The sequence below is a fragment of the Roseobacter sp. SK209-2-6 genome (assembly GCF_000169455.1).
GTDB lineage: Bacteria > Pseudomonadota > Alphaproteobacteria > Rhodobacterales > Rhodobacteraceae > Pseudophaeobacter.
Map to the genome: position 1 here is coordinate 16,249 of NZ_AAYC01000009.1, position 24,231 is coordinate 40,479.

The 24,231-nt window shown below is 58.5% G+C and carries 24 protein-coding genes and 1 tRNA gene; 13 read left to right on the plus strand and 12 right to left on the minus strand.

Going from position 1 to position 24,231, the window contains the following annotated elements; all coding sequences use genetic code 11:
• Positions 1–70: 70 nt before the first annotated feature.
• On the plus strand, positions 71–976 hold the full coding sequence (locus RSK20926_RS13970) for a LysR family transcriptional regulator (protein WP_008207655.1): 906 nt from the start codon (positions 71–73) through the stop codon (positions 974–976).
• Positions 977–1,218: 242 nt separating this feature from the next.
• Here RSK20926_RS13970 and RSK20926_RS13975 read toward each other — a convergent pair whose 3' ends face one another.
• Complete coding sequence (locus tag RSK20926_RS13975; protein ID WP_008207656.1) at positions 1,219–2,910, minus strand: thiamine pyrophosphate-binding protein; 1,692 nt, start codon at positions 2,908–2,910, stop codon at positions 1,219–1,221.
• 160 nt (positions 2,911–3,070) lie between these two features.
• On the opposite strand from RSK20926_RS13975, the gene RSK20926_RS13980 reads away from it, so the two are divergent.
• Genes RSK20926_RS13980 through RSK20926_RS13990 form a run of 3 tightly spaced genes read left to right on the plus strand, consistent with a single transcriptional unit; the run spans position 3,071 to position 4,857 of the window.
• The gene (locus tag RSK20926_RS13980; protein ID WP_037255214.1) at positions 3,071–3,763 is read left to right on the plus strand and encodes a GntR family transcriptional regulator; all 693 of its coding nucleotides are present in this window, start codon (positions 3,071–3,073) and stop codon (positions 3,761–3,763) included.
• Between the two features lie 20 nt (positions 3,764–3,783).
• Positions 3,784–4,113, plus strand: coding sequence for a hypothetical protein (locus RSK20926_RS13985; RefSeq protein WP_157133134.1), 330 nt, complete (start codon positions 3,784–3,786; stop codon positions 4,111–4,113).
• A 9-nt stretch (positions 4,114–4,122) separates the two neighbouring features.
• Complete coding sequence (locus tag RSK20926_RS13990; RefSeq protein WP_008207662.1) at positions 4,123–4,857, plus strand: aspartate/glutamate racemase family protein; 735 nt, start codon at positions 4,123–4,125, stop codon at positions 4,855–4,857.
• A 3-nt stretch (positions 4,858–4,860) separates the two neighbouring features.
• On the opposite strand, the gene RSK20926_RS13995 is transcribed toward RSK20926_RS13990, so the two are convergent.
• The 3 genes from RSK20926_RS13995 to RSK20926_RS14005 are packed head-to-tail and all read right to left on the minus strand — an operon-like array spanning position 4,861 to position 7,933.
• Positions 4,861–5,898 carry an ABC transporter substrate-binding protein gene (locus tag RSK20926_RS13995; RefSeq protein WP_008207664.1) on the minus strand — a complete coding sequence of 346 codons (1,038 nt, stop codon included), beginning with the start codon at positions 5,896–5,898 and terminating at the stop codon, positions 4,861–4,863.
• A complete protein-coding gene (locus RSK20926_RS14000; protein WP_008207666.1) occupies positions 5,868–7,271 on the minus strand; it encodes a sensor histidine kinase in 1,404 nt (467 codons plus the stop codon). The genes RSK20926_RS13995 and RSK20926_RS14000 overlap by 31 nt, the downstream gene beginning before the upstream one ends.
• On the minus strand, positions 7,268–7,933 hold the full coding sequence (locus tag RSK20926_RS14005; RefSeq protein WP_008207668.1) for a response regulator transcription factor: 666 nt from the start codon (positions 7,931–7,933) through the stop codon (positions 7,268–7,270). The genes RSK20926_RS14000 and RSK20926_RS14005 overlap by 4 nt, the downstream gene beginning before the upstream one ends.
• Before the next feature lie 117 nt (positions 7,934–8,050).
• On the opposite strand from RSK20926_RS14005, the gene RSK20926_RS14010 reads away from it, so the two are divergent.
• The 3 genes from RSK20926_RS14010 (at position 8,051) to RSK20926_RS14020 (ending at position 11,159) form a co-directional block, all read left to right on the plus strand.
• Positions 8,051–9,031 (plus strand): tripartite tricarboxylate transporter substrate binding protein, encoded by a 981-nt coding sequence (locus RSK20926_RS14010; RefSeq protein WP_037255220.1) that lies wholly within the window; start codon positions 8,051–8,053, stop codon positions 9,029–9,031.
• A gap of 117 nt (positions 9,032–9,148) precedes the next feature.
• Complete coding sequence (locus RSK20926_RS14015; protein ID WP_008207671.1) at positions 9,149–9,637, plus strand: tripartite tricarboxylate transporter TctB family protein; 489 nt, start codon at positions 9,149–9,151, stop codon at positions 9,635–9,637.
• 4 nt (positions 9,638–9,641) lie between these two features.
• Positions 9,642–11,159 carry a tripartite tricarboxylate transporter permease gene (locus RSK20926_RS14020; RefSeq protein WP_008207673.1) on the plus strand — a complete coding sequence of 506 codons (1,518 nt, stop codon included), beginning with the start codon at positions 9,642–9,644 and terminating at the stop codon, positions 11,157–11,159.
• 102 nt (positions 11,160–11,261) lie between these two features.
• On the opposite strand, the gene RSK20926_RS14025 is transcribed toward RSK20926_RS14020, so the two are convergent.
• From RSK20926_RS14025 to RSK20926_RS14055, 7 genes are all read right to left on the minus strand, one after another.
• On the minus strand, positions 11,262–12,194 hold the full coding sequence (locus RSK20926_RS14025) for an AEC family transporter (protein WP_008207675.1): 933 nt from the start codon (positions 12,192–12,194) through the stop codon (positions 11,262–11,264).
• A 105-nt stretch (positions 12,195–12,299) separates the two neighbouring features.
• Positions 12,300–13,097 carry an MBL fold metallo-hydrolase gene (locus RSK20926_RS14030; protein WP_008207676.1) on the minus strand — a complete coding sequence of 266 codons (798 nt, stop codon included), beginning with the start codon at positions 13,095–13,097 and terminating at the stop codon, positions 12,300–12,302.
• Positions 13,097–13,906, minus strand: a complete 810-nt coding sequence (locus RSK20926_RS14035; RefSeq protein WP_037255222.1) for a TatD family hydrolase — start codon at positions 13,904–13,906, stop codon at positions 13,097–13,099. Before RSK20926_RS14035 ends, RSK20926_RS14030 begins: the two co-directional genes overlap by 1 nt.
• A 52-nt stretch (positions 13,907–13,958) precedes the next feature.
• Positions 13,959–15,095, minus strand: coding sequence for a DNA polymerase III subunit delta' (locus RSK20926_RS14040; protein ID WP_008207681.1), 1,137 nt, complete (start codon positions 15,093–15,095; stop codon positions 13,959–13,961).
• A complete protein-coding gene (tmk, locus tag RSK20926_RS14045; RefSeq protein WP_008207683.1) occupies positions 15,095–15,760 on the minus strand; it encodes a dTMP kinase in 666 nt (221 codons plus the stop codon). Before tmk ends, RSK20926_RS14040 begins: the two co-directional genes overlap by 1 nt.
• The gene (locus tag RSK20926_RS14050) at positions 15,757–16,923 is read right to left on the minus strand and encodes a D-alanyl-D-alanine carboxypeptidase family protein (protein ID WP_008207684.1); all 1,167 of its coding nucleotides are present in this window, start codon (positions 16,921–16,923) and stop codon (positions 15,757–15,759) included. Before RSK20926_RS14050 ends, tmk begins: the two co-directional genes overlap by 4 nt.
• A gap of 33 nt (positions 16,924–16,956) precedes the next feature.
• Positions 16,957–17,826: an SPOR domain-containing protein gene (locus RSK20926_RS14055; protein ID WP_008207685.1), complete on the minus strand. Its 870-nt coding sequence runs from the start codon at positions 17,824–17,826 to the stop codon at positions 16,957–16,959.
• Positions 17,827–18,109: 283 nt separating this feature from the next.
• Between RSK20926_RS14055 and RSK20926_RS14060 the strand changes: the two genes are divergently transcribed.
• Positions 18,110–18,199: transfer RNA gene (locus tag RSK20926_RS14060), tRNA-Ser, on the plus strand.
• A gap of 238 nt (positions 18,200–18,437) precedes the next feature.
• On the opposite strand, the gene rpe is transcribed toward RSK20926_RS14060, so the two are convergent.
• Positions 18,438–19,127 (minus strand): ribulose-phosphate 3-epimerase, encoded by a 690-nt coding sequence (gene rpe / locus RSK20926_RS14065; RefSeq protein WP_008207686.1) that lies wholly within the window; start codon positions 19,125–19,127, stop codon positions 18,438–18,440.
• A 183-nt stretch (positions 19,128–19,310) separates the two neighbouring features.
• On the opposite strand from rpe, the gene phnC reads away from it, so the two are divergent.
• The 5 genes from phnC (at position 19,311) to RSK20926_RS14090 (ending at position 24,170) form a co-directional block, all read left to right on the plus strand.
• Entirely contained in the window at positions 19,311–20,123 is an 813-nt protein-coding gene (phnC, locus tag RSK20926_RS14070) for a phosphonate ABC transporter ATP-binding protein (protein ID WP_008207687.1), read from the plus strand.
• Between the two features lie 71 nt (positions 20,124–20,194).
• A complete protein-coding gene (phnD, locus tag RSK20926_RS14075) occupies positions 20,195–21,097 on the plus strand; it encodes a phosphonate ABC transporter substrate-binding protein (protein WP_008207688.1) in 903 nt (300 codons plus the stop codon).
• Positions 21,098–21,219: 122 nt separating this feature from the next.
• The gene (gene phnE / locus RSK20926_RS14080; RefSeq protein WP_008207690.1) at positions 21,220–22,101 is read left to right on the plus strand and encodes a phosphonate ABC transporter, permease protein PhnE; all 882 of its coding nucleotides are present in this window, start codon (positions 21,220–21,222) and stop codon (positions 22,099–22,101) included.
• Positions 22,098–23,468: a phosphonate ABC transporter, permease protein PhnE gene (gene phnE / locus RSK20926_RS14085; RefSeq protein ID WP_008207692.1), complete on the plus strand. Its 1,371-nt coding sequence runs from the start codon at positions 22,098–22,100 to the stop codon at positions 23,466–23,468. The genes phnE (RSK20926_RS14080) and phnE (RSK20926_RS14085) overlap by 4 nt, the downstream gene beginning before the upstream one ends.
• An 87-nt stretch (positions 23,469–23,555) precedes the next feature.
• Positions 23,556–24,170, plus strand: a complete 615-nt coding sequence (locus RSK20926_RS14090) for a chloramphenicol acetyltransferase (protein ID WP_008207694.1) — start codon at positions 23,556–23,558, stop codon at positions 24,168–24,170.
• Positions 24,171–24,231: the final 61 nt, after the last annotated feature.

The window sequence follows — 24,231 nt, forward strand, 5'->3', positions numbered from 1 at the left end:
TGCCTATTGCTAGGTATCATTTCAAATACTAATTTGGAGGTGTTCCATAATCTAAGGTGATACCTGGGAAATGCATCTAAGGTTTCGTCAGCTGCAAGCTTTTCATGCCGTGATTGAAACGGGCACAGTGACCGGAGCGGCTTCACTGCTGGGGGTTTCACAACCTGCGGTTTCCAATCTGTTGTACCAGTTGGAAAGACAAACACGTTTCAAGCTGTTTGAACGTGACAAGGGGCGGCTCAGGGCGACGCCGGAAGCAAATCTGCTGTTTCGCGAAATCGATACTGTGGTGCGGGGTTTTGACCATGTGACGCAGGCTGTGATCGATTTGCAGAACAAACAGGCGGGACAGCTTCAGGTTGCCTCACAGCACTCGATGTCATTTGGATTTATGCCTCGTCTGATCGCGGCTTTTGCCGAGGGGCGGCCGGATATGTCGATCTCTTTCCAGTCGCAGTATTCTTCCAAGATCCAGGAATGGGTGATTTCAGGCCTGTTTGAGATCGGCATCTGCGAAACGCCATTGCTGCACGATGGCCTGGATGCGCGACTGTTCAAGGTGGAAACGCGTATCGCGATACCAGAGGGTAGCGAGCTGACGAAGCATGAGGTGTTAACGCCAGAACTGCTGGAGGGAGTGCCCTTTGTGGTGATGGGGCCTGATCACTTGACTCATCGCCGGACCCGAGAGGCTTTTCAGCAGGCGGGGGTCCCTTGGAAAATCCGGGTACATGCGCAGCTGTTCAAGAACCTTTTGAGTTTCGTCAAAGAAGGCATGGGCTGTGCGATCCTGGATCCCTTTGTTTTGGACTTTGATCGTGGGGGCGGTTTTGAAACTCGTCTGTTCCAGCCCACGATTGAGATGGAGCTTTGCGTTATCACCTCACGCAATAGGCCGCTGTCCTCGATCGGTACCGAGTTTCTGGAGCTTTTGCTACAGGAACTGGAGCCATATGCCAGTGAAGGTTGTATCTAGAAAGCCCGGCAGCAAAGCAGGGGCAACATAGCGCTCCCGCCGGAACTTGCCCATTCATTGAATGAGCAAAACCCGTTGGGCCTTGCGCCGTGCAAAGCACGGCGCAGGTGCGTTCCCAAGCAAGGTCTCGCGGATGCTCCCCCCTGGGGGAAGAGCGAGGTCCCACTCAAAGCTGCCACAAAGACCTCCCTGCCTTAATGCCTCGTTTGAAGCATGACCTCGATCACACCGTTTGCAGGTAACTACCCCATCCAGCGCCGCACAGGGGCGCTGCTTTCTTCCAGCGCTTGGCAGACCACATCGACCAACGTGGGGCCATCATGGGCCACGGCCTCGCGCATGACGCGGTCGAGGTCCGCAGCGTCTTCTACCCGCCAGCTTTTGACACCATAGGCCGCTGCGATCTGAGCATGGTCCGTGCGATTGAAATCCACATTGTAATAGCGCGCGTCTTTGTCGGCGAATTGGCTGGCTTTGATCCAGCCGAAATTTGCGTTGGAAAAAACCACAAAGGTGATCGGCGCTCTGCTGCGACAAACGGTTTCCAGTTCACCCACAGTAAAGCCAAAGGAGCCATCGCCCATTAGAGCGACGGTTTTTGAAGCGGGGCGTCCATACCAGGCGCCAAGAGAGGCAGAAAGTGAATACCCAAGGGCCCCATGTGCTCTATTGGTGATAAAATACCGGCCTGGCCGCTGCAGTTGATAGTAGGCTGAGAAGTAGGGGCAGCTGGTGCCTGGATCGGACACAATTGTTGCGTCGGGTGGCAGAACCTTCATCAAGGTGTTGATGACGCGTTCCGGCCGGATTGGGGCCTCATTGCTCTCTGCCAGCATATTGAAACGCTCAAACTTGCGGCTTTTGATATCAGCAATGGCTTTGGCACCTCCAAAGGTCGCAGCGCCCTGTCCGCGTTTGTCCAGAACTACGTTCACCTCTGCCAGGGCTAGCCGTAGATCACCAACAACCCCCACTTCCGTACGGTAGTTGGCGCCGATCACCATGGGATCATTGTCAAAATGCACGATGCGGGTGCCGGGGGCGGGTGCCTCCCAGCGAGAGGTTGTGGTGGATCCGGCGCGGCACCCCATGAAGACGACGAGGTCGGCCGCCTCCATCATTTCCCAGGTTTGGTCGGTGCCGCCATTTGAGCCCACGACGCCAAGGCACTGGGAATTGGTTTCAGCCAGAGAGCCCTGACCAGAGATTGACGTCGCAACAGGAATATCGAGGCGGGTTGCGAAGCGGGAGAGTTCTTCCATTGCGCCCGCGATGACAACGCCGCCGCCACAAATGATTAGAGGCTTTTTCGCAGAGAGGATGGCATCCAGCGCCTCCTCCGCAGCGCCGGGTTCTGGGGCTTGCGGATATGCCGGGTAGTTCTGATGCTTGGGGTCGGCCCAGATGTCCGATGGGTCGACCTGGTCATATTGAATGTCATAGGGCAGACCAAGATGGGCAGCTCCAGAGCGCCCGGTTGTCATCGCCTTGAAGGCTGTGCGGACCATGCGCGGAATATGCTGGGCCTGCTTGATCACCGTGTTCCATTTGGTCAAGGGGCGCATCAGCGCATCCTGATCCACCTCTGTCAGCGGGTACTTTCCATAGGAAGAAACAGAGATATCCGTTGTAATGCCCAGGACTGCATAGGAGCTCTCTGAGGCTTCGATGAGGCCTGGAAGAATGTAGGTAGCCCCACCACCCGACGGCCCTTCGGCTACGCCAGGGCGACCGGTCACACGAGAGAACCCATCTGCCATATAGGTGGCGCAACGTTCATCGCGGGTCAGCACATGGGTGATGTTGTGATCCAGCCGCAGCATGGCGTCATAAAAGGGCAGTGTCGTGTCACCGCAGAGGCCAAAGATATGGCTTACGCCATGGGCCTCTAGCATTCGGACCATTGCTTCGGCGCCATTCATCTCGTTGCTCATTGCGTCTCTCCCAGCGGAATGGGGCAGGTAATCGGCTCCAGAACAGGGAATCGAAAACTGCGTTCAAAATTGTATACAGTTTGGAATTCATTATTGCGGACAAGTCAAGTCTGCTCTACCGTGCCCCCTGAGAATGAGGCATCAGGCAGGGCCGGATCATATGAGCAAACGGGAAAGCAACGTGGATCGGGTCTATGAGGCCCTGCGCCGGATGGCTGCGGATTTTGCCTTTAAGCCCGACCAGCGGATCAACGAAAGCGCCTTGTCAGAGGTCTTGGGGGCCAGCCGAACGCCATTGCGGGAGGCGCTAAACCGCCTGGTGGCCGAGGGCTTCCTGACTTTTCAAAGTAACCGGGGTTTCTTCTGCCGACCTCTGACACCCAGCTACATATTGGACCTCTATGAGGCCCGCGTTGCAGTCGAATGCGAAGCCCTGCGACTGTCATGCCAGCGTGCGAGCGAGGCGGAGATTACGGCACTTTCGGCCTATTTGGAACGAATGGAGCCGGAGTATGAGAGTGCAACCGAGTTGGAAGAGCTCCTGGCCATGGATGAGAGCTTTCACGCACGCCTGGCGCAGCTTTCCGGCAACAATGAGTTGCAGCGGATCTTGAGAAACCTCAATGGGCGCATTCGCTATATTCGCCTCATTGATCTCAAGCGGATGCGGGAAGAGGCGGATGGCCGCGCCCCCGGCGATATCTCGGCGCATCGTCGTGTGCTGGAAGCCTTGGTCAAACGCGACGCGGATACCGCAGTAGAGGCCCTGCGCAACCATATTGAAAAACGGCGGGAGCAGGCCACAGAAGCCGTGCGCATCGCCTTTTCACAGCTTTATGTGCCCGAAGACTGAGGGCAGGTTGGGGGAAATAGATGATTGACTGGACACAGCGAAAGAGAAGCTTGAGGGTGCTTTGTGCATTTAACAATGTTGCGCCTACGCAAGTTGCCCTCGAATTGGGAATGTCGCCAAATACGCTTACAAAGTTCCTGAATTCAAAATCTGCTCGTGGATTGAATTCAGATAATCTCGGGCTTGTTGTCAGATACTTTGGTTTGACCGATGCTTCAGACCTGGACACTGACAATCCACTTGGTGATCCCAAGATTGCGCCGCGTAAGATAATTGACGGATTATCGCCGGATGATGCTTTGGATCTCTGTCGTGAGCTTGAGGCGCGTTTCAAAGAAGAGGAAAAATAGGGTCTTATAATGGAACAGGGTGGCAAGACAGTCTTTGGCGCAGCGGTTGGGATCCTGATGCTGGAAACGCGTTTTCCACGGATCCATGGGGATATGGGAAATGCCATGACCTGGGATTTTCCGGTGCACTACCGAGTTGTGCGCGGTGCCAATCCTGAAAACGTTGTGCGTGGAAACCCTAGGGAGCTGATCGATCTCTTTGTTGAGGCTGGACGGGATCTGGTAGCAATGGGGGCTGATGGTATTACCACCAACTGTGGTTTTCTAGCGCTGATCCAGGAAGAAGTACGCGAGGCATTGGGGGTGCCGGTTGCCACCTCGTCGCTGATGCAGGTGCCCATGGTAGAGGCCTTGCTGCCCAAGGGGAAACGCGCGGGTGTGCTAACTATCTCGAAGGAGACACTGACTCCGGCGCATCTGAAGGCCGCCGGAGCGGCGGTGGATACGCCGGTTGGCGGTACAGATGGTTTGCGCTGCTTCACCCGAGACATCCTGGGCGATGCGCCTGAGATCGATTTTGCGGCCTGCCGCTTGGACATGGTTGATGGCGCCAGGGCTCTGGTAGCGGAGAACCCGGATCTGGGCGCCATCGTGCTGGAATGCACAAATATGGTTCCCTATGCGCGCGATGTTCGCCGCGCCACAGGTCTGCCAGTGTTCTCAATCCAGAGCTTTGTCAGCTGGTTTCAGGCCGGGCTGATGCCACGCCGCTATGAGTTGGATTTGGATGATCCGCGTTTCTGAGGTTCAGTCCTGCTCCACCGCGCTGTGCCATTCGCGCAGGAAACGCTGGCGTTTCAGGCGGTCAAGATAGACCATCAGCCCGGGTCCCATCTGGATGGGCCGGTAAGGGGCGCTTTCGGCACCGTTGCGTACAGGATAGCGGTGAAAGGGATAGGCAGGATTGCCCTCCGGGCTCCAGGCGGCCTCTAGCAAATGATCGACAAGCTCACCTGCGAGCCCGGGTTCCGCCGTGTCCCTCAGGATCACCGCGCTGCGCAGCATCATATTGGTATAGTCCTGCGGCTCCAGGATGAGGACCTGCCCCGAAAGATCGCTGCGGGCTTCGGCGTAGCTGCCGAGCACATTATAGGCGAGCGCCAGATCGCCCCGGGCCACATCCTCGATCATCGTGCCCGAACAGCAATAGAGCCGCAGATCCAGGCTTCCGAAAATCTCCATCATCCGCCAGAACCCGTCCGATGTTCGTGCATCCTGTGTGGCAAAGAGATAGCCCAGGCCGCTGGCGGCGGCATCATAGGTGCCGATCCGGCCGGAAAACCGCTCCGGGTGGCGCCGCAGCAGGGTGATCAGGTCCTGGCGCCGACGCGGCAGCTCCAGCCCCTCAAAGGCGCGCGGCGACAGGATCACCGTCGCAGGCTCCTGCGAAAAGCCAAAGACATGATCGCGCCAATTCGCCCAACCGGGCATGGCTTGCGTGAGGTTCGAGCGGTGCCGGAGGGTATAGCCGTCGTTGGCCAGTTTGACCTGCAGATCCATTGCCGAAGAGATCGCAATGTCAAAGCCGCTGGCATCCGTGATGACCGCTTGCATCAGGTCGGCGCTGCCGAGTTCATAGTAGTCCAGGGCAGTCTGCGGATGGGTGGCCAGGAAGTCTTCCAGCAAAGGCGCCAGCAGTGCCGTATCCGTGGTGGAGAGCACCTTCAGTACGGTCTCTGCCTCCAACGGCCCGAACCGGCGCTGGGCCTCGGCTTCAAAGGCTAGCAGTGAAGCCGCCCAAAGGCTGAGCGCGGTTAGGAGAGTGGGAAGGATAGCGAAACGCATGCTCCGGCTCCTGTGCTGGAAGTGGAAAGGACGAGGCGCCCGCCATGGGCTTCGGCCACTTCGCGGGCGATGGTTAGCCCCAGGCCGGAGCCAATGGTGCCTGCCGCATTGCTGCCGCGGACAAAGCGTTCTGTCAGCGCGTTCTTCTCGGCCTCCGGGAAGCCCCCGGCCTCATCGGTAACAGCAATGGTCACTGCGGACTGATCCATTGTGACCGAGATGGCGACTTCGCTGTCCGGAGGGGCGTATTTGATTGCATTGTCCAGAATATTGCGCAGGGCATTCTGGATCAGGATCGCATCGCCTGGAACCGGCGGAACCGACCCGGCTTCCAGAACCAGAGCAATATCCTTCAGCTCGGCAACGGGGCGCAACCTGCCTACTAGCTCTTCAGCAAGGGCCTGCAGATCCACTGGCTTACGTTCCAGCGAGTCGGTGCGGAAGGTGACCATGGCGTGGTCAAGCAGCTGGCCCGCCGCGCGGGAGCTTTCGTCGATGGCGCGGATCATTTCACGCAGGGAGTTGCGGTTCTCGGGCTTTTCCACCCGCCGCAGGGTGATTTCGGCCTGGGTGCGCACCGTAGCCAGCGGTGTGCGCACCCGGTGCGCGGCCTCGGCGATGAACTCCTCGGACCGGGTGAGGGAAACCCGCAGGCGTTCGATGAAGCGATTGAGTGAATGCACCAGGGGCAGCATTTCGCTGGGCACCGCGCGCTGCACTGGGCGCAGATCCTTCGGCCCGCGCCGGGAGACCACGCCGGTCAGCACCTGCAGCGGGCGGATGCTGGACTGCGCCGTCCAAAGCGCCAGCAGGGCAGCAATGGCAAAGAAACCGCCCCCCAGGGCAAGGGCCGAGCGGGTGAGGGCGGCCAGCTCCGCCTGCTGGCCCTCGCGGGTCTGGGCGACGGTAATGGCAATTCCTGCGGCACCGCTGTCGAGCGACATGCGGCGGCGCAGGGTAACGCTGCGTAGTCCGGCGCCCCGGTAGCTGCCAGTCCAATAGCCGGGTTCTTCTAGGCGCGCGCCGGCGGGTGCTTCGGGAAGGTCGCCATAGCCGGTGAGGGTACTGTCATCCAGGGTCACCCGGTAAAACACCCGGTCATCGCTGATATTGCCAAGCATCGAGAGGGCTGCATAGGGGATATCCAAAGTGACCTGGCCTTCCTCAATGGTGACGGAATCCATCAGTGAGGTGGCGGAGGCCAGGAGTATGCTGTCATGGCTGCGCTGCGACACATCGCGGGTGAACCCCAGCACCGCAAAAAACAAGAGCGATGCCAGAACCGCGGCGCTGCCGACCAGCTGCAGCGCCAGCCTGCGTCGCAGCGACCCGGAAGAGCGCAGCCGCGCATCTGGAGTAGGCTGGTCAGTCATGCGAGTGAAATCCGGTAGCCAAGCCCCCGCACGGTAACGATCTGCGCCTGCGAACCGGCCAGATGCTTGCGCAGCCGCGCCACATAGACCTCGATGGCATTCTCCGAGACCTCTTCGTCATAGGAAAACAGCCGGTCCACCAGCTTGGCCTTGGAATGGATCTGCTCCGGTGCGGCCAGAAAGATCTCCAGAAGCCGTAGCTCCTTGTTGCGCAGAGCGATCGATCTGGCGCCCGCCTGCAGCGTCCCGGCAAGGGGATCAAAGCGCAGATCTCCGAATCGTTTGACGTTGGAACCGCCGCCGCCCTGACGCCTGAGCACCGCCCGGCAGCGGGCTTCGAGTTCGGAAAAGTCGAAGGGCTTGGTGATGTAGTCATCAGCCCCAAGGTCCAAAACACCAACTCGGTCAGAGACCTCGGAGCGGGCAGTCAAGACGATAACCGGGGTCTTGCCTTCACGGGCGCGATGGGCCTTTAAGAAGTCACGGCCATCGCCGTCCGGTAGCATAATATCCAACAAAATCAAATCGTAATCCGTAGTGGCGATATAGCTGTCAGCGGCTTCCACGTCAGCAGCATGATCGACAACGTGGCCGTCCAGCCGCAGCCGGTCCAGTACCGCTGCAGCAAGGTTGGAATTATCTTCGACCAGCAGGAAACGCATTGATTGTTCTCTTTCACTGAGGGGCAGGACAGAGCGTGACAGGTTTGTGTCAGCTTGGCGTGCTCCCTTTCAGTCATGAGCGGGCAAACCGCTAAATGTCAAATGGAGGAGAGAGACATGACATTCACCCTGACACGGCGCACTGTTCTGGCGGCGGCTGCTGCGGCCCTGACTCTGGGCAATCCGGCCTGGGCGGAACAGAAAGTAGCCGAGAGCATCCACTTCCTGATCCCCGGCGGCGCGGGCGGCGGCTGGGACGGCACCGCGCGCGGCACCGGTGAAGCGCTGACCAAGGCGGGCCTGGTGGGCACGGCGTCTTTCGAAAACATGTCCGGCGGCGGCGGCGGCAAGGCAATCGGCTATCTGATCGAAAACGCAGACAGCAGCCATGGCACCCTGATGGTGAACTCCACCCCTATTGTAATCCGTTCCCTGACCGGAGTCTTCCCGCATAGCTTCCGCGACCTCACCCTGGTTGCGGGCACTATTGGCGACTACGCTGCCATCGTTGTGGGCAAAGACAGCCCGATCAACTCGATGGAGGATCTTTTGAAGGCCTATCAGGCCAACCCGCGCAAGACTGCGATTGGTGGCGGCTCGGTGCCGGGTGGGATGGACCACTTGGTGGCTGCCATGGTGATGAAGGCCGCGGGTGAGGACCCGACGGCGGTGAAATACATCCCCTATGATGCGGGCGGCAAGGCCATGGCGGCGCTTTTGTCCGGTGAAATCTCGGCCCTTTCGACCGGATTTTCTGAAGCGGTTGACCTGGCCAATGCAGGCGAAGTGAAGATCATCGGCGTCACCGCGGATGAGCGTGTTGCGGCCTATGAAACTGCGCCCACCATGAAAGAACAGGGCATCGATACCTCTTTCGTCAATTGGCGCGGGTTCTTTGCCGCTCCGGGTCTGCCGGAGGCCAAGCTGGCGCAGTATCAGGCGGCCATTGCCAAGATGTATGATACACCAGAGTGGGAAGAAGTGCGGGCCCGCAATGGCTGGGTCAATATCCACAACTCCGGCGATGACTTCAAAACCTTCCTGGAAGGTCAGGAAAAGGCCATTGGCGATCTGATGAAAGAGCTGGGCTTCCTCTGAAGCTAAAATTCAGCCCGTGCCGGGAGAGACCAGGCGCGGGCTTTGCCGCCACTGAGTAGTGAGACGGCACCGGGGCCATTGTTGCCCGCAATTGCACAATACAGGGGAGGGGGAGTTATGGCGCTGGACCGCTGGATCGCGCTGATCATCCTGATGATCTCATTGGCCTATGGATATGCGGCCTATTTCACTATGGATGGGCTCCTGCCGCCCTTCATGAAGTTCAACCCGGTCTGGCCCAGCACCTTCCCCAAGGCGCTGTCGGTGCTGGCCATTCTGACTGCTCTGGTCATTGTTCTGGGGCTGGAAAAGCCAGCGGAAAGAGAGGCTGACGCGGTGCCGTTGTGGGAGCGGATCTTTGGCGGCAACTGGCAGCAGGCGCTGGCACTTCTGGCGCTGATGGTTGCCTATGCGCTTTTGCTGCGGCCCGGAGGTTTCCTTCTGTCGACGGTGCTTTTCCTCACCATCGGCGCCATGATCCTGGGCGAGCGCAAGCTGCATATTCTGCTGCCGGTCGCGGCAGGGGCGGCCGGGCTGGTCTGGTACCTGGTGCAGGGCGTTCTGGGCATCTACCTTAAGCCGCTGCCCGCGCTGATGGGGGGCTGACACGATGCTGGAAGGACTTCTGATCGGCCTTTCAACGGCCTTTTCCCTCACAAATATCCTGATGGTCATTGGCGGTTGCCTCATCGGGACCTTCATCGGCATGCTGCCAGGCCTGGGCCCGATGTCGATCATCGCCATCATGATCCCGGTGGCCATTTCGCTGGGCGACCCATCGGCGGCGCTGATCCTATTGGCCGGGGTCTATTACGGTGCCATCTTTGGCGGTTCGACCTCTTCGATCCTGCTGAACGCCCCCGGAGTGGCGGGCACCGTGGCCTCGTCATTTGACGGCTACCCGATGGCGCGGGCGGGCAAGGCGGGCAAGGCGCTGACCATCGCCGCCATCGCCTCCTTTGCGGGGGGCACCATCGGCGCGCTTTTGCTGATGGTCTTTGCCCCGGCGCTCTCTTCGGTGGCGCTGCTGTTTCATTCGGCTGAGTATTTTGCCCTGATGGTGGTGGGCCTCTCGGCCATTGCCGCCTTTGCCGGTACCGGCCAGGTTGCGAAGGCCATTCTGATGACCCTCTTGGGGCTGATCATGGCCACCGTGGGCGAGGGCGCCCTCTTTAACATGCCGCGCTTCACCATGGGGGTGATGGATCTGCAATCAGGTTTCAGCTTCATCACCCTGGCCATGGCGATGTTTGCCCTGCCTGAGGCGCTGTTTTTAGTGATGAATCCGCCCAAGGCAGGCGGGAATTCCGGGGAGGGCAAGATCAAGGATCTGCGCATTTCCCGCGCCGAGGCCAGACAAATCGCGCCGGTCATCGGGAGGCAATCGCTGCAGGGGTTCTTCATCGGGGTCTTGCCCGGAGCAGGGGCCACCATTGCCTCCTTCCTGGGCTATGCGGTGGAACGCAATCTTTCCACCAAGGAGGAACAGGCCGAGTTCGGCAAGGGCTCGGTCAAGGGCTTGGCCGCGCCGGAGACGGCAAACAATGCCGCCTGCACCGGCTCCTTTGTGCCGCTGCTGACCCTGGGCATTCCTGGCTCGGGCACCACGGCGATCCTGCTCGGCGCACTGGTGGCACTGAATGTGACGCCGGGGCCGCGGCTCATGATCGATGAGCCGCAGATCTTCTGGGCGGTGATCATCTCAATGTATATCGGGAATCTGATCCTCCTGGTGCTGAACCTGCCGCTGATCCCCTACATAGCCAAGGTGCTGGAGGTGCCGCGCAACTACCTGATCCCCTTCATCCTGTTTTTCACCCTGATGGGGGCTTACATTGGCCAGAACAACGCAACCGAGTTGCTCATTCTGGTGGGTTTTGGCTTCTGCGCCACGCTTTTGCGCTTTGCGGATTACCCGTTGGCGCCCTTGCTGATCGGCTTCATTCTGGGCTCGATGCTCGAAGACAATTTTGCCCGCTCGATGCAGCTCTATGACGGGCTCGGTTTCCTTTTGGAGCGACCAATGACGCTTGCCCTACTGGTGCTGGCGGCGATCCTGGTTGTGCTGCCCAGCTACCGTGCACGGCGCGCCAGGGCCAAGGCGGATGGGGTGGCCGAAGGGGACTAAACCTGCGCCTCACTATAGAAGTTGCCCGGCCGGGAGGCCGGGCAGCGCCCGACCCTCCCCACGGGAGGGCGCTTCACGCCCGCCCAGAGTCAGGCGCTTTCTTCAGCTCAGAACCAAAAGCCAGAACCAGACGGTAAAGACCGAGGCTGCGGTGGCGATCAGCACCGAGGAGGCCGCAACCCGCTTGGCGCGCCCGTACATATTGGCAAAGATATAGCCGTTGAAGCCGGTGGCCATGGCCGCATTCAATACGCCGGAGCGGAACAGATCCTGCTTCACATTCAGATAGGTGCCAAGGCTCCAGACGATTGCGGGATGCACCATCAGCACGGTGAAGCAGACAAAGAGGATGGTGCGCAGATCACCCTCGGGGCGGTACTGCACCAGAACGCCCCCTAGCGCAAAGAGCGCTGTTGGCAGGGCCGCGCGGATCAGGAGCTGCAAGGCAGAGTCGACCGTGCCGGGGATCGCTAGCCCAGTGAGGTTGAAGGCAAACCCCATGGCGATGCCCAGGATCAGCACATTCTTGAACATGGCCGAAAGCACCGAGGTCACAGTTTTCACACCGCCCGCTCCCCGGTTGCGCAGCACCTCCATTACGGTGATGCCAAGCCCATAACAAAAGGGCGAATGGAAGGCGATGATCGCAAAATTGCCGGTCAGGTTATCCGGCCCGAAGGCGCGTTCGGTGATCGGCAGGCCCAGGAGTACTGAGTTGGAGAAGAGGCAGCAGAAGCCGATCGCCACGCTGTCTTCCCAATCGCGCTTGAAGATCAGCCGGGCGCCGAAGATGCCTAGGCAAAAGCAGATCGCGGCACCGGTATAAAAGCTGATCAGCAGCCCGGGGTCGAAACCGGCCGAGAGATCCAGCGTGGCCATGGCGCGGAATAACAGGCAGGGGATTGCGAAGCTCTGGGTGAACTTCATCAGCCCTTCTATCTGCACCTGGCCGAAAAAGCCGCGCTGGGTGGCGATATAGCCGGCGGCCACAACCAGAAAAACCGGCAGGATGACGTCAACTAGGCTTTGCAGCATGAGCGGGCTCCGCGCGTCATTCGCACAGCCGGATGGCGGCGACGGTTTTTTACTAGGTTTGCAGCGCGCTGCTGCGGGATATGCCCAGGGCCAGCGATACCAGCCTCAGAGCGGGCAGCGGATCACCAGCCCGTCATAGGCCGGGGTGATATGATCGGGGGTCTCGGCCTCCAGCGTGGCGTAGTCGAGATCAAAATGCATATTGGTCAGCACTGCGCGGCGCGGTTTCATCCGCTCGATCCACTCCAGTGCCTCTTTGAGGCAGAAATGAGTGGGATGCGGGTTGCGGCGCAGCGCATCGATGACCCAGCAATCCAGGCCTTCGAGCATGGGCAGGGCCGCGTCCGGGATCTTGACCACATCTGGCAGATAGGCGAGCCCGCCCATGCGGAACCCCAGGGCATCAATCGAGCCGTGATTGACCTCAAAGGGCTGGAACGGGATCTCGCCGCCCGGCCCGTTGATGGCAAAGGCGCCGTCAATGCTGCGCAGATCTAGGATCGGCGGATAGGGCGAGCCCTCGGGCTGAACAAAGGCATAACCGAAGCGGCTGAGCAGGGCGTTCTGGGTGTCGCCGTCGGCATAGACCGGGACGCGGGCGCGCATGTTGAAGACGATCATGCGCAGATCATCAATGCCATGCACATGGTCCGCATGGGAATGGGTATAGACCACCCCATCCAGGCGCCCGGTGCCGCTGTCCAGAAGCTGGTCTCGCATATCGGGCGAGGTATCGATCAGCACCGAAGTGGTGCCCTCCGGCCCCTCGCGCTCCACCAGCATCGAGCAGCGTCGGCGGCGGTTGCGCGGGTTCTGAGGATCGCAATCGCCCCAAAGCCCGCCAAGCCGCGGCACACCGCCGGATGAGCCGCAGCCCAATATGGTATAGCGCAGCTCCGCCATCAGGCTGCCGCCTCATAGGCAGCGGCTTTCCAGAACAGCCGGTCGAAATTCTCCTGGGTGCGGGCAGCGAAGTCTGCGTAATCGAGGCCATAGACCTCTGCGCCGACCTTGGCGGTGTGGGCGGAATAGGCAGGCTCATTGCGTTTGCCGCGATAGGGCGGCGGCGCCAGATAGGGGGCGTCGGTTTCAACCAGGATACGCTCTACTGGTGCGGCGGCGAAGATATCCCGCAGCTCCTGGCTTTTGGGGAAGGCGGCGATGCCGGACATCGACAGGTAAAAGCCAAGATCCAGCGCTGCCCGGGCCAGCTCTGCCGAAGACGAAAAGCAATGCATGACGCAGCTATAGGCACCGTTTTGCATCTCTTCGCTCAAGATCCGGGCCATATCCTCATCCGCGTCGCGGGAATGGATGATCAAGGGCAGCTTGCTATCCCGCGCTGCTGCAATATGGGTGCGCAGGGACTGCTGCTGTACCTCAGCACTTTCGGCGGTGTAATGGTAGTCGAGCCCGGTTTCGCCGATACCGACAAATTTCGGATGCGCAGCCAGGGCGACCAGCTCATCATAGCTGGCCATAGGTTCTGCGGCGACGCTCATCGGGTGGGTGCCGGCAGCATAGAAGACCGGAGCATGGGCTTCGGCTATGGCACGCACGGATGGCTCATTTTTCAGTTTGGTGCAGATGGTCACCATTCGCGTGACACCCGCTTCAGCCGCGCGGGTCACAATCTCATCCAGCTGGCCTTCAAAATCCGGGAAATCCAGATGACAATGACTGTCTGTTATCTGCGGAGGGGTCGTGCTCATGCCTGCCTCATGTGGTTCGCTCATCTGCAGGACAAAGAACGCTCACTCGGTGTCAGCGCTCCGCAGTTTCCTGCATCTTGAAAACCGTATCTAGGACAAGAGAAGCGGGGTCAAGGTTCACTGCCTGTCCATGGCGTGCCCTTGCGCTGGCTTCCGCTGCCAGATCCGCCCAGGCCCGCGCTTTCTGAGTGTTCGGCGACAGGCGGCTCAGCACCTGTGCTTCCCCTTCGGCAGCCTCCGGAAAGGGGGCTTGCCCCGCAGCGCCACAATAGGCGAGGCGGGCAAGAAGGATCTCAACCAGGTTGAGCAGAAGTTCAAATTTCTCTGCGGCCCCCCGCTGGGCAGCCGCCTCAGCCAGGGCAAGAGCCCGTTGTCGATCCAATCGGGGCATGCTGCCCGCGATCTGAACGAGTTCACTATAGATCCGCAATCCGCCAAGATTAATCAATCGCAGCGCTGCGCCTACTGAGCCTGCCGAAAGTGCCGCCAAATGATCGGTCTGCGCTGGCAGCTCCGCTCCCGCTTGCGCCAAAGCCACTTGCATGTCTTCTGCGGTGAGAGGAGCAAGGCGTAGAGTGCGGCACCGGGAGCGGATTGTTGGCAATAGGCGTGAGGGTTGGTGCGAGATCAGCAAAATCGTTGTTCGTGCCGGAGGTTCCTCCAGCATCTTCAACAGGGCGTTGGCCGCGCTGACATTCATATCGTCTGCGGCATCAACGATCACGACCCTGCGCCCACCATCTGCGGAGGAAAGACCAAAGAAGCGGTTCAAGCCCCTGATGTCATCAACAACGATTTGATCGCGGAGTTTGCCCTTGTCGTTGTAGCTGCGCGAGATCGGGGCAAGCCCGGGTTCAGCCAGGGCTTGGATCCGGTGCGAGACGGGGTGCTCTGGATCCACCTGCATAGAGGTGGCAGGTGGTGGCGCTCCAAATAAGCCATCTTCGGCTGGCGGTGTTGCCAGCAGAAACCGGGCAATGCGCCAGGCGAGCGTTGCCTTTCCTATCCCCAATGGGCCGGTGAGCAGCCAGCCATGGTGCAGGCGGCCAGAGTTGAAAGCATCGAGAAAACTCTGCTCTGCTTTTTCCTGACCAAAAAGTTGAAGGGTTTCACGCGGGTGAGGTGCTCCCGGAGCTTGATCCGCGCGGGGGAGCTCTTCAGGCTCTTTTGCTTTGCTGCTTCGCGCCATTATTGCGGCTCGCCACTGCGGATCGAGAGTTCGTCTTGCGCAACCGCCAGAACCTTTGCGGCAACTTTATCGATTGGCTGCGTGCCATCGATGACGCGGAAACGTTTGTTGAACTCCTGAGCCAGAGAGAGGAAACCGGCACGCATTTGCTGCTGCAAACCAAGGCCGAAATCTTCAAACCGTTCTTCACGGCCTTGACGCCCCTTGGCGCGGGACAGACCTGTTTCTGGGTCCATATCGATCAAAAGGGTGAGATCGGGCTCTCGCTGGATCATCAGGTCATGCAGTTGGTCAACGGTCTGGCGGAGATCCCCACGCGATAAACCCTGGTACATACGGGTGCTGTCCGCGAAACGGTCGCAGATAACTACTTTGCCCGCTTTGAGCGCGGGTAAGATCGTACGCTCCAAATGGTCCCGTCGCGCAGCTGTAAAAAGCAGGATCTCCGTCTCTGCAGACCACTTGTCCGGATCTCCCTCCAGCACAATGCGCCTGATCTCTTCGGCACCTGGGGAACCACCAGGCTCCCGCGTGAGCACAACCTCTTTCCCGGCAAAGCGCAATGCTTCGGCCAGAAGTTTGCACTGTGTGGATTTCCCAGAGCCATCAATGCCTTCGAAGGTCAGAAAAAGGCCGGGCAGGTCAGCGGTTTCTTTGGAAGTCACTGTGTTGCCTCAGGCCCGTCGATCAATTGCTTGCTGAGCACCTGAGCGGCGGTCTTAATCCGGACCAAAAAGCCTCCTGCCGGCACATCGGCCTCGGCGACTAGTGGCAGGCGTATTTCTGGCAATTCCTCAGGGCGCAGAACCAGTTCCGCCAGCCTTTGCCCTTTGGAAACGGGCGCATTGACCGGGCCCTTGTAGACTACTTCTGCGGCGACCTGTTTGCCCGAAAGGGCTGGTAGCAGAACCTCAAAATCATTCGCAGGAACCAGCCCTACCGATTGTTGTGCTCCACGCCAGATCTCTGCCTGCGCGACCGGGATACCTGCTTTGGCGATGGTTTTCTTGGCAAATTGGCGAAACGACCAGTTAACCACGGCCTCAGCCTCCTCTGCGCGTGCTTTGGCACTGTTCAGACCGGTGATTACAAAGATCACTCTACGCTCGCCCTGAACGGCAGACCCAACTAGGCCATAGCCTGCTTCGGAAGTATGACCAGTCTTCAGCCCATCCGCACCGATCCCCAGCCCCAATAGCGGATTACGATTTCGGGTATTTGATGGCGCGCGCCCGTCGAAAGCGAACTCCTTTTCGGAAAACAACGGATAATACTGCGGAAAATCCTCGATCAGCCGCTCTGCGAGGATCCCGAGGTCGCGCATCGACATGCGATGCCCAGCGGCTGGCCAGCCATTGGAATTGGCAAAGGTTGCGTTTACCATCCCGAGCTCCTGCGCCCGCCGGGTCATATAGCGGGCAAAGCCTGCTTCGGTGCCATCGGGGCTCAGAGCTTCGGCGATAACCGCGCAGGCATCATTGCCGGATAGAACGATAATCCCACGCAGCAGATCTTCGACCCCGACGCGATCGGTGGTGTCCAGAAACATGGTCGACCCGCCATAACTCATGGCATGAGCACTGACGGGCAATTTCTCACTCAGCGTCAGCCTGCCGTCCTGCAGTGCCTCAAATGCGATGTAGAGCGTCATCAGCTTTGACATCGAAGCAGGGGGCAAAGGCTGGTCGGCGTTTTTGGACAAGAGCACCGTATCGGTGCCTTGGTCAATCACATAGGCGGCCCTTGCACCGGTTTCAAACGCGGCAAGAGGGAGGGCGCTGAGGCCAAGACTAGCAACAAAAGCACTTGTAACGAAGACGGGGCGCATGAAATTCACGTCAGAGCCCTCCTGTTTGGCTGATTAGTTTGTCACTGCATATGCATCCGTAAAGCCAGCGGCTTTCACGCTTTTTAGCAACTGGCTGCGTTCGGATTTGGACTGTGCAGGTCCAACAACCACGCGCCAGAAAGGTTTACCTTTGCTGGATTGCTCCAGCACGGTCGGGATGAGACCAGCATTGCGCATCTGTGCGGCGGTGTTTTTGGCGTTGTTCTCAACGCTGAAAATGCCGATTTGGATGAAGGGCTTCTCGAGCGAGGAAACCGCAGCGGGGCGGGGAGCGGTAGGGGTTTGAGGTGGAGCAGCCTCAATTGCGGCGGCGGCACCCGCGATAGGATCCAAGGGTTCTGCAGAGATTTCAGGATTGGTGAGGGTGGTTGCTTCCGCCTCTTCCAGCGGGGTGGCCTGCTCCGGTTCTTCCGGTGGCAGCTCCTCGGTTTCACGGCGCAGGGCCGTAACATTCAGTTCAACCGGAGCACCGGCCAGCATTCCCAGTGCTCCCGCAGCATCCGACGAGACCTGCAGCCGGGGGCCAGGTATTTCGCGTTCTCGCCGGAACAAGGCGCCAATCACGAATTTGCCATTGCTGCTGTTACGGATAATCACACGCTCTGGATCTTTGGCGTCAGGATGTGCGACCCAAACCCCGCCAAGCGAAGGGCGCCCGTCCCACAGGCCCGCTTCGGTAACCTGGAAGACATCCGGAGCTTCGACATCCCGTTCGACAAGTCGGGTACTGCTTGCCCCTTCTGGGGCTGCACCGCTGACTTTTTGTTGTGGTTGCAAGAATGAAATGCCCTTGCCTTCTTCACATCCGACCAGGGCCAAAAGGGCAACTGTCGCCCAGGCGAACCTGACGGAGGAATATCGTGTCGGCACTGCCTTGATCATGGCTGCTTCCTTGCCTGTGCTCTATGCGCTTGCCTCTTCAAAAGCGTTGCGCGCCTCGCCGGGGTTTCCGGCCAATCTTTTGATTTGCGGAATCATAGCCTTTGGAAGCGGTTATGGAAACCCTGACCGCGGTGTGAATTCTGGATTGCCTGAGTGTTGGCACGATCTTGCGCGTCTCACATTGGGTGACAGTAGGGTTTCTATTCCCCAGCAGGATTTCAGCGCTGCGAGGTCAATTTTTGCTTGCGCCGGATGCAGTCGCACCTTAAACCGCCCGGTGACCGGGGAGGTGGCAGAGTGGTCGAATGCGGCGGTCTTGAAAACCGTTGAACGTGAGAGCGTTCCCAGGGTTCGAATCCCTGTCTCCCCGCCACTCAATCACCCACTTGTCGGCCATTTGAGGAGGGCATTCCGGCCCTTAGCCGCACGTGCCTGTTGAATTCTTCGGCCTTCTTGATGCGCCTGGTTCTCATCTTCGGAACATTCTGCTGATGTATCCCACATGGTTCCTGGGCTTGAAGCTATTGGGGGGCACAGGATGCCTTCATCCAAAAAAACAGCCCGCTTTCGGGAAAGCGAGCTGTTTCAAAAATGTTTAAGCAGTGGGTGACCTAGACCCATGTACCCTTTGCCGCGTCACGGATTTCTTTGATGTTCTTGCCGTAGACATCTGGGTTCTCAACTGAGCCGCCACGGAAAACGGCGGAACCCGCAACAAGGACATCGGCGCCGGCTTCTGCGACCAATGGGGCGGTTTTGGGGTCCACGCCGCCATCGATCTCGATATGAACAGGACGGTCACCGATCATCTGGCGCAGCTGTCGGATTTTGCTGGTCATATCGATGAACTTCTGCCCGCCAAAGCCTGGGTTTACCGTCATCACGCAGATCAGGTCGGTCAGATCCAAGAGATGGGCGACGGCTTCGGCCGGAGTGCCGGGGTTCAGTGCTACACCCGCCTTCATACCTGCGGCGCGAATGGCCTGTAGGGTGCGGTGAATGTGTGGGCCAGCTTCGATATGAGCGGTCAAGACATCAGCCCCGGCATCGGCATAGGCATCGATATAGCTGTCGACGGGCGAGATCATCAGGTGCACGTCCATGACCGTCTTTACATGTGGGCGAAACGCTTTGACCGCCATGGGCCCAAAGGTGAGGTTGGGGACGAAATGGCCATCCATGACGTCCACATGCACCCAATCTGCGCCTTGGGCTTCGATCGCCTGAATTTCCTGCCCGAAATTGGCGAAATCTGCGGATAGAATTGAAGGCGCAATCTTGATCTGGCGGTCAAAGGACATGGAACATCTTCTTTTGTGAGTGGGTCAAGGGCGTGTTGAGCCGTCCTATAACGGCTTGCGAGAGTGCTGCACAGGGCCAGTATAGCTAAATCCGCCCCTCAGTTTACAAAAGTTTCACCCAAGCGACACAAATCGTTTGAGGGCAAACGGTAGCCAGTCCCCGAGACAAAAAGGGACTGACCCGTGCTGCGCATAGACAAATTGACCAAACGTTTTGGCGACAAGATTGCGGTGGATACCGCGACACTGGATATCGATAAACCCTGCATGATCGGGGTCATTGGGCGCTCGGGCGCCGGGAAGTCGACCCTGTTGCGTATGATCAATCGTCTAACGGATGCAAGTGAAGGCCGTATCCTCTTTGAAGGGCGCGATGTCACGGGTTTGAAGGGGCGTGAGAAGCGTGCATGGCAGTCGGAATGCGCGATGATCTTTCAGCAGTTCAACCTGGTGCCACGTATGGATGTGGTCTCAAACGTGCTCCATGGAACGCTCAATCGGCGCTCTACCTTTGCCACCATGTTCAATCTCTTCCCGATGGAGGACATTCATAGGGCAATTGATATCCTCGATCGCCTGGGCATTGCTGAACATGCGGCCAAGAGGGCGGAAGCCCTGTCCGGTGGTCAGCAGCAGCGCGTCGCCATCGCGCGTGCATTGATGCAGGACCCCAAAATCATCCTTGCGGATGAACCAATTGCTTCCCTGGATCCGATGAATGCGCAGACCGTTATGGAAGCGCTGCGTCGCATTCATGAAGAGGATGGGCGCTCTGTGGTCGCCAACTTGCATACGCTGGATACCGCAAGGCGCTATTGTGATCGCGTGGTTGGGATGCGCGACGGACGTGTCGTATTTGACGGCTTGCCTGAGCAGCTAACAACAGGCGTTGCACGGGAAATCTATGGGGCAGGCTCTGACTTTTCCGAGGCGGCGACATCAACCGAAATCGAGACATTGGGTGCAGGTATTCGAGCTGAATTAGCCGACGCCTGAACCTGTTCCCACAATCTGTTTCATCACCCGATCCCGATGGGGGGACGGGAAAACTTAACCGGAGAGAAAAGATGAAAAAACTGCTGCTGGCCGCTCTGGCCTCCACCGCTCTGACAACCCCTGTCATGGCCGAAGAAATCACCCAGTTCCGTATTGGTCTTTTGGGCGGTGAGAATGCCCAGGACCGGCTGAACAACAACGAATGCCTGCGCGCCAAGACCGAAGAGCTCTTGGGTGTTGAAACCAAGCTCTTTGCCCCGGCTGATTACAACGGTGTGATCCAGGGCTTGCTGGGCGGAACCATCGATATGGCCTGGCTGGGTGCTTCTGGCTATGCCAAGACCTATCTTTCTGACCCGGAAGCGGTTGAGCCCATTCTGGTCAAAGTCAATGTCGATGGCGGTTATGGCTACTATTCTGTTGGGTTCGCACGCAAGGATAGCGGAATTGAAACCCTTGAGGATATGAAGGGTAAGACCTTTGGCTTTGGCGATCCCAATTCCACCTCTGGCTTCCTGATCCCGTCGATTGAAATCCCAGAAATGACCGGCGCGACCATGACGTCGGGCGACTATTTTGGCGAAGTGAAATTTTCCGGTGGTCACGAACAGACCATCGTAGGCGTCAACAATGGTGATTTCGATGGCGGTGTGACCTGGGCGGATGGTCTGGGCGATTGGGAAGATGGCTATAACTCCGGCGCCCTGCGTCGCGCGGTTGATGCCGGTCTGGTCGATATGAACGATCTGGTGAAAATCTGGCAGTCCAAGCCGATCCCAGAAGGACCGATCGTTCTGCGCAAGGACCTGCCCGAAGATGTAAAGGTAAAGTTCACCGCTTTGATGGCGTCCCTGCCTGCTATGGATCCAGAATGTGCCTATGGCGTGCTTTCCGGTGAAGCGAAGGGCGTCATGCCGATTGGGCATGATGCCTATAAGGTGATCATCGAAGCGCGTCAGCTGAAATCAAACTAAGATTTCACCTCTCACTCTATGCGGGGCCCGGAACACAGTCCGGACCCCGCTTTCCCGTCACAATCAGCCAGTTGGTTTGAGCTTTGCGGGCAGAATACCCTTTCATATTCAGGACGGCAGAAATGGCAGATCTCACTGCGGCGCCACTTTCGACGGAACAGATCCGTAACCAATATGGCGAAATGATACGGCGCAAGCGGCTCTATGGTGGCATTCTTCTGGTGCTTTTTGTGGCGCTGATGGTTGCAGGTTTTCGGACCGCTGATGCACGCAATGCCGGGTCTTTCAGTGATGGAATTGGTCGAATTTTCGACTACCCTGCCGAGGTCCTGTCAGAGGCGGGTGAAAAACTGGCGGAACTGTCTGGGCATCTGGTTCACTTTTTCCCAGCTTTGATTGAAACCTTGAACATTGCCGGAGCAGCTACGCTGGTCGGGGCTATTCTGGGTAGCTTCCTGTCGTTGCTTTCAACACGGGGCATGGCGCCCTGGACCAGTCTCATCCCGCTGTTTCGGCGCATTTCCGACATCTGTCGTGCCATCCCTGAAATCGTGATCGCTTTGGTCTTGATCTTCCTGTTAGGAGGAGGGCCGGTGCCTGCGATGATCGCGATTGCGATCCACACGGCGGGCGCTCTGGGTAAGCTTTTTTCCGAGGTCAATGAGAATGCCTCCCTTAAGCCAATCGAGGGCTTGGAATCCGTTGGCGGGACCTGGGGGCAGCGCATGTGGCTGGGTGTCATTCCACAGGTTGGCCCTAACTATGTGAGCTATGCACTCTTGCGGTTTGAGATCAATATCCGCGCCTCTGCAATCCTGGGTTTTGTCGGGGCAGGGGGCATTGGTTACGAGCTGAAGAACGCCATGTCCTGGGGGCAGGGGCGCTATGATGAGGCCGCCGCAATTTTCCTATTGCTTTTCATTACCATCGTCGCGGTTGACCAGCTCTCTGGGGTTTTGCGAGACCGCCTTATTCTCGGCGCCAGGACCGGAGCAAAAACATGACCATCATAGAAACGGATCTTTCTCCCGTTACCTTGAAACAGAACATGTCGCGTCTGTTTTTCAAAAAGAAACTGTTCAACTTTGCTTTGCCCGCTCTGGTGCTGACATATCTAGCCTATGTCTTCTTGTCGTTCGACATGCCGGGGCTATGGGCGCGCGCGAGCCTGGAGAACGCTAAAACCCTGGTCAGTGACACCTATAGCTACAAAACCCATGTCACACGGGATAACCGGGATGCATCCGTTTCGGTTGCTATCGAAGGGGAGCGCAAAGGCGCATATCCCGAAGGAGTGAGCCCGGATTGGGTTACTCTGGGAGAGATCACCGTAATTGACCTGGAAGGCGGCCATCAAGTGCGCTTTGGGCCGCAGGCAGTGGAATATGATATTCCGGGCTACGGGCTGGTCCGCGCGACACCGACCCGGCACCAAGGCGTCCAGGCGGAGTTGCCCGCCGGTGAGGTGCCAGATTGGATCAGCGTTTCCAAGAACCGCCTGGCGATCAAGACCGAGGCAGGGCGCCTGACCGTGACCCGCAACCGCTCAGAGGTGTTTCGCTATTTCACCGGCTGGGAGCTGTTCTTCTTTACCCTCGATAGCCCCTATCACGGACTGGGACTGGGTGAAGTACTGCTTCGGGCCGCCGGTGGAGAAGCCGGAGCGATCCTGCGGGATATCTGGACCAATAAAATGTGGCGCCATCAGGATGTGGCCTGGGCGATTGCAGAGACCCTTTTGATGGCCTTCCTGGGAACGATTGGTGCGGGCATTCTGGCGCTGCCACTGGCCTTTCTTGCAGCCCGAAATTTCAACCCGCTTGGGCCACTGCGATTTGCGGCGCGCCGTCTTTTTGACTTTGTGCGTGGTGTGGATAGCCTGATCTGGACGGTTGTTCTGGCGCGTGCCTTTGGTCCCGGCCCACTGACAGGTGCTTTGGCGATCTTGATCACGGACACCGGCACCTTTGGCAAGATCTTTTCAGAGGCACTCGAAAATGTGGACGAGAAGCAGATCGAAGGGCTGGCCTCCACCGGGGCGAAACCTGCGCAACGCTATCGTTTTGGGGTGATCCCGCAAATTACCCCGGTTCTGCTCAGTCAGCTTCTCTACTTCCTGGAATCCAATACTCGCTCTGCAACCATCATTGGGGCCATCACTGGTGGCGGTATCGGATTGTTGTTGACGCAGGCCATCATCACTCAGAAGGATTGGGAAGAGGTTGCCTATTACATTACCTTGATCATCATGATGGTGATGATCATGGATTGGTTCTCTGGCTGGCTGCGCCGTCGATTGATCCAGGGCAAAGGCGAAGGGGACTCTCGCCTGGAACCCAAGGAGAAGACCAAGGTCTTCTTTCTGCCCTGAAAACAGACCGGAAATTGTAAAAGGACGCCTCGCCTCAGCTGATCACCTTTGGGGCGTCCACGGTTTCAATAGATATCAGAGGACTACATGACCCGTCTCAGTGCAACGGCCCCGCTACTTCACCCAGGTTGCAGTATCGAAAACAGCAGCTTTGGAACCTATACCGAAGTGGGGGCAGGGACCCGTGTGCTCAACAGCACCCTTGGGGGCTACTCTTATTGTGACCGCAACTGCGATATTGCCAATGCGGAGATTGGCAAATTCTCCAATATCGCCAGTGCTGTGCGTATCGGTGCTACGGATCATCCGATGGAAAAGGCCTCTCTGCATCATTTCCACTATCGTTCTTCCTCTTATTGGGACGATGTTTCCGATGATGTCGAGTGGTTTGAACGACGGGCTGCGCGCCAGTCCAGGATCGGGCATGATACCTGGATTGGTCACGGCGCTCTTATCAAACCGGAAGTTACCATAGGCCATGGGGCGGTAATCGCTTCAGGCTCAGTGGTGACCATGGATGTTGCTCCCTATACGATCGTTGGCGGCAATACTGCGCGGCTGATCCGGCGGCGGTTTTCGACGGCCGTGGCAGAGCAGATGATGGCGCTGGCCTGGTGGGATTGGAGCCATGATCAGCTCAAGGCCTCATTGCCCGATTTTCGCAGGCTGAGCGCAGAATCCTTCCTCGAGAAATACGCGTAGCTCTCGACTTTTCCCGAAGGAGCAGTCCCCTCGCGCGCGCCACGCATGCGGCGTCCGGCCC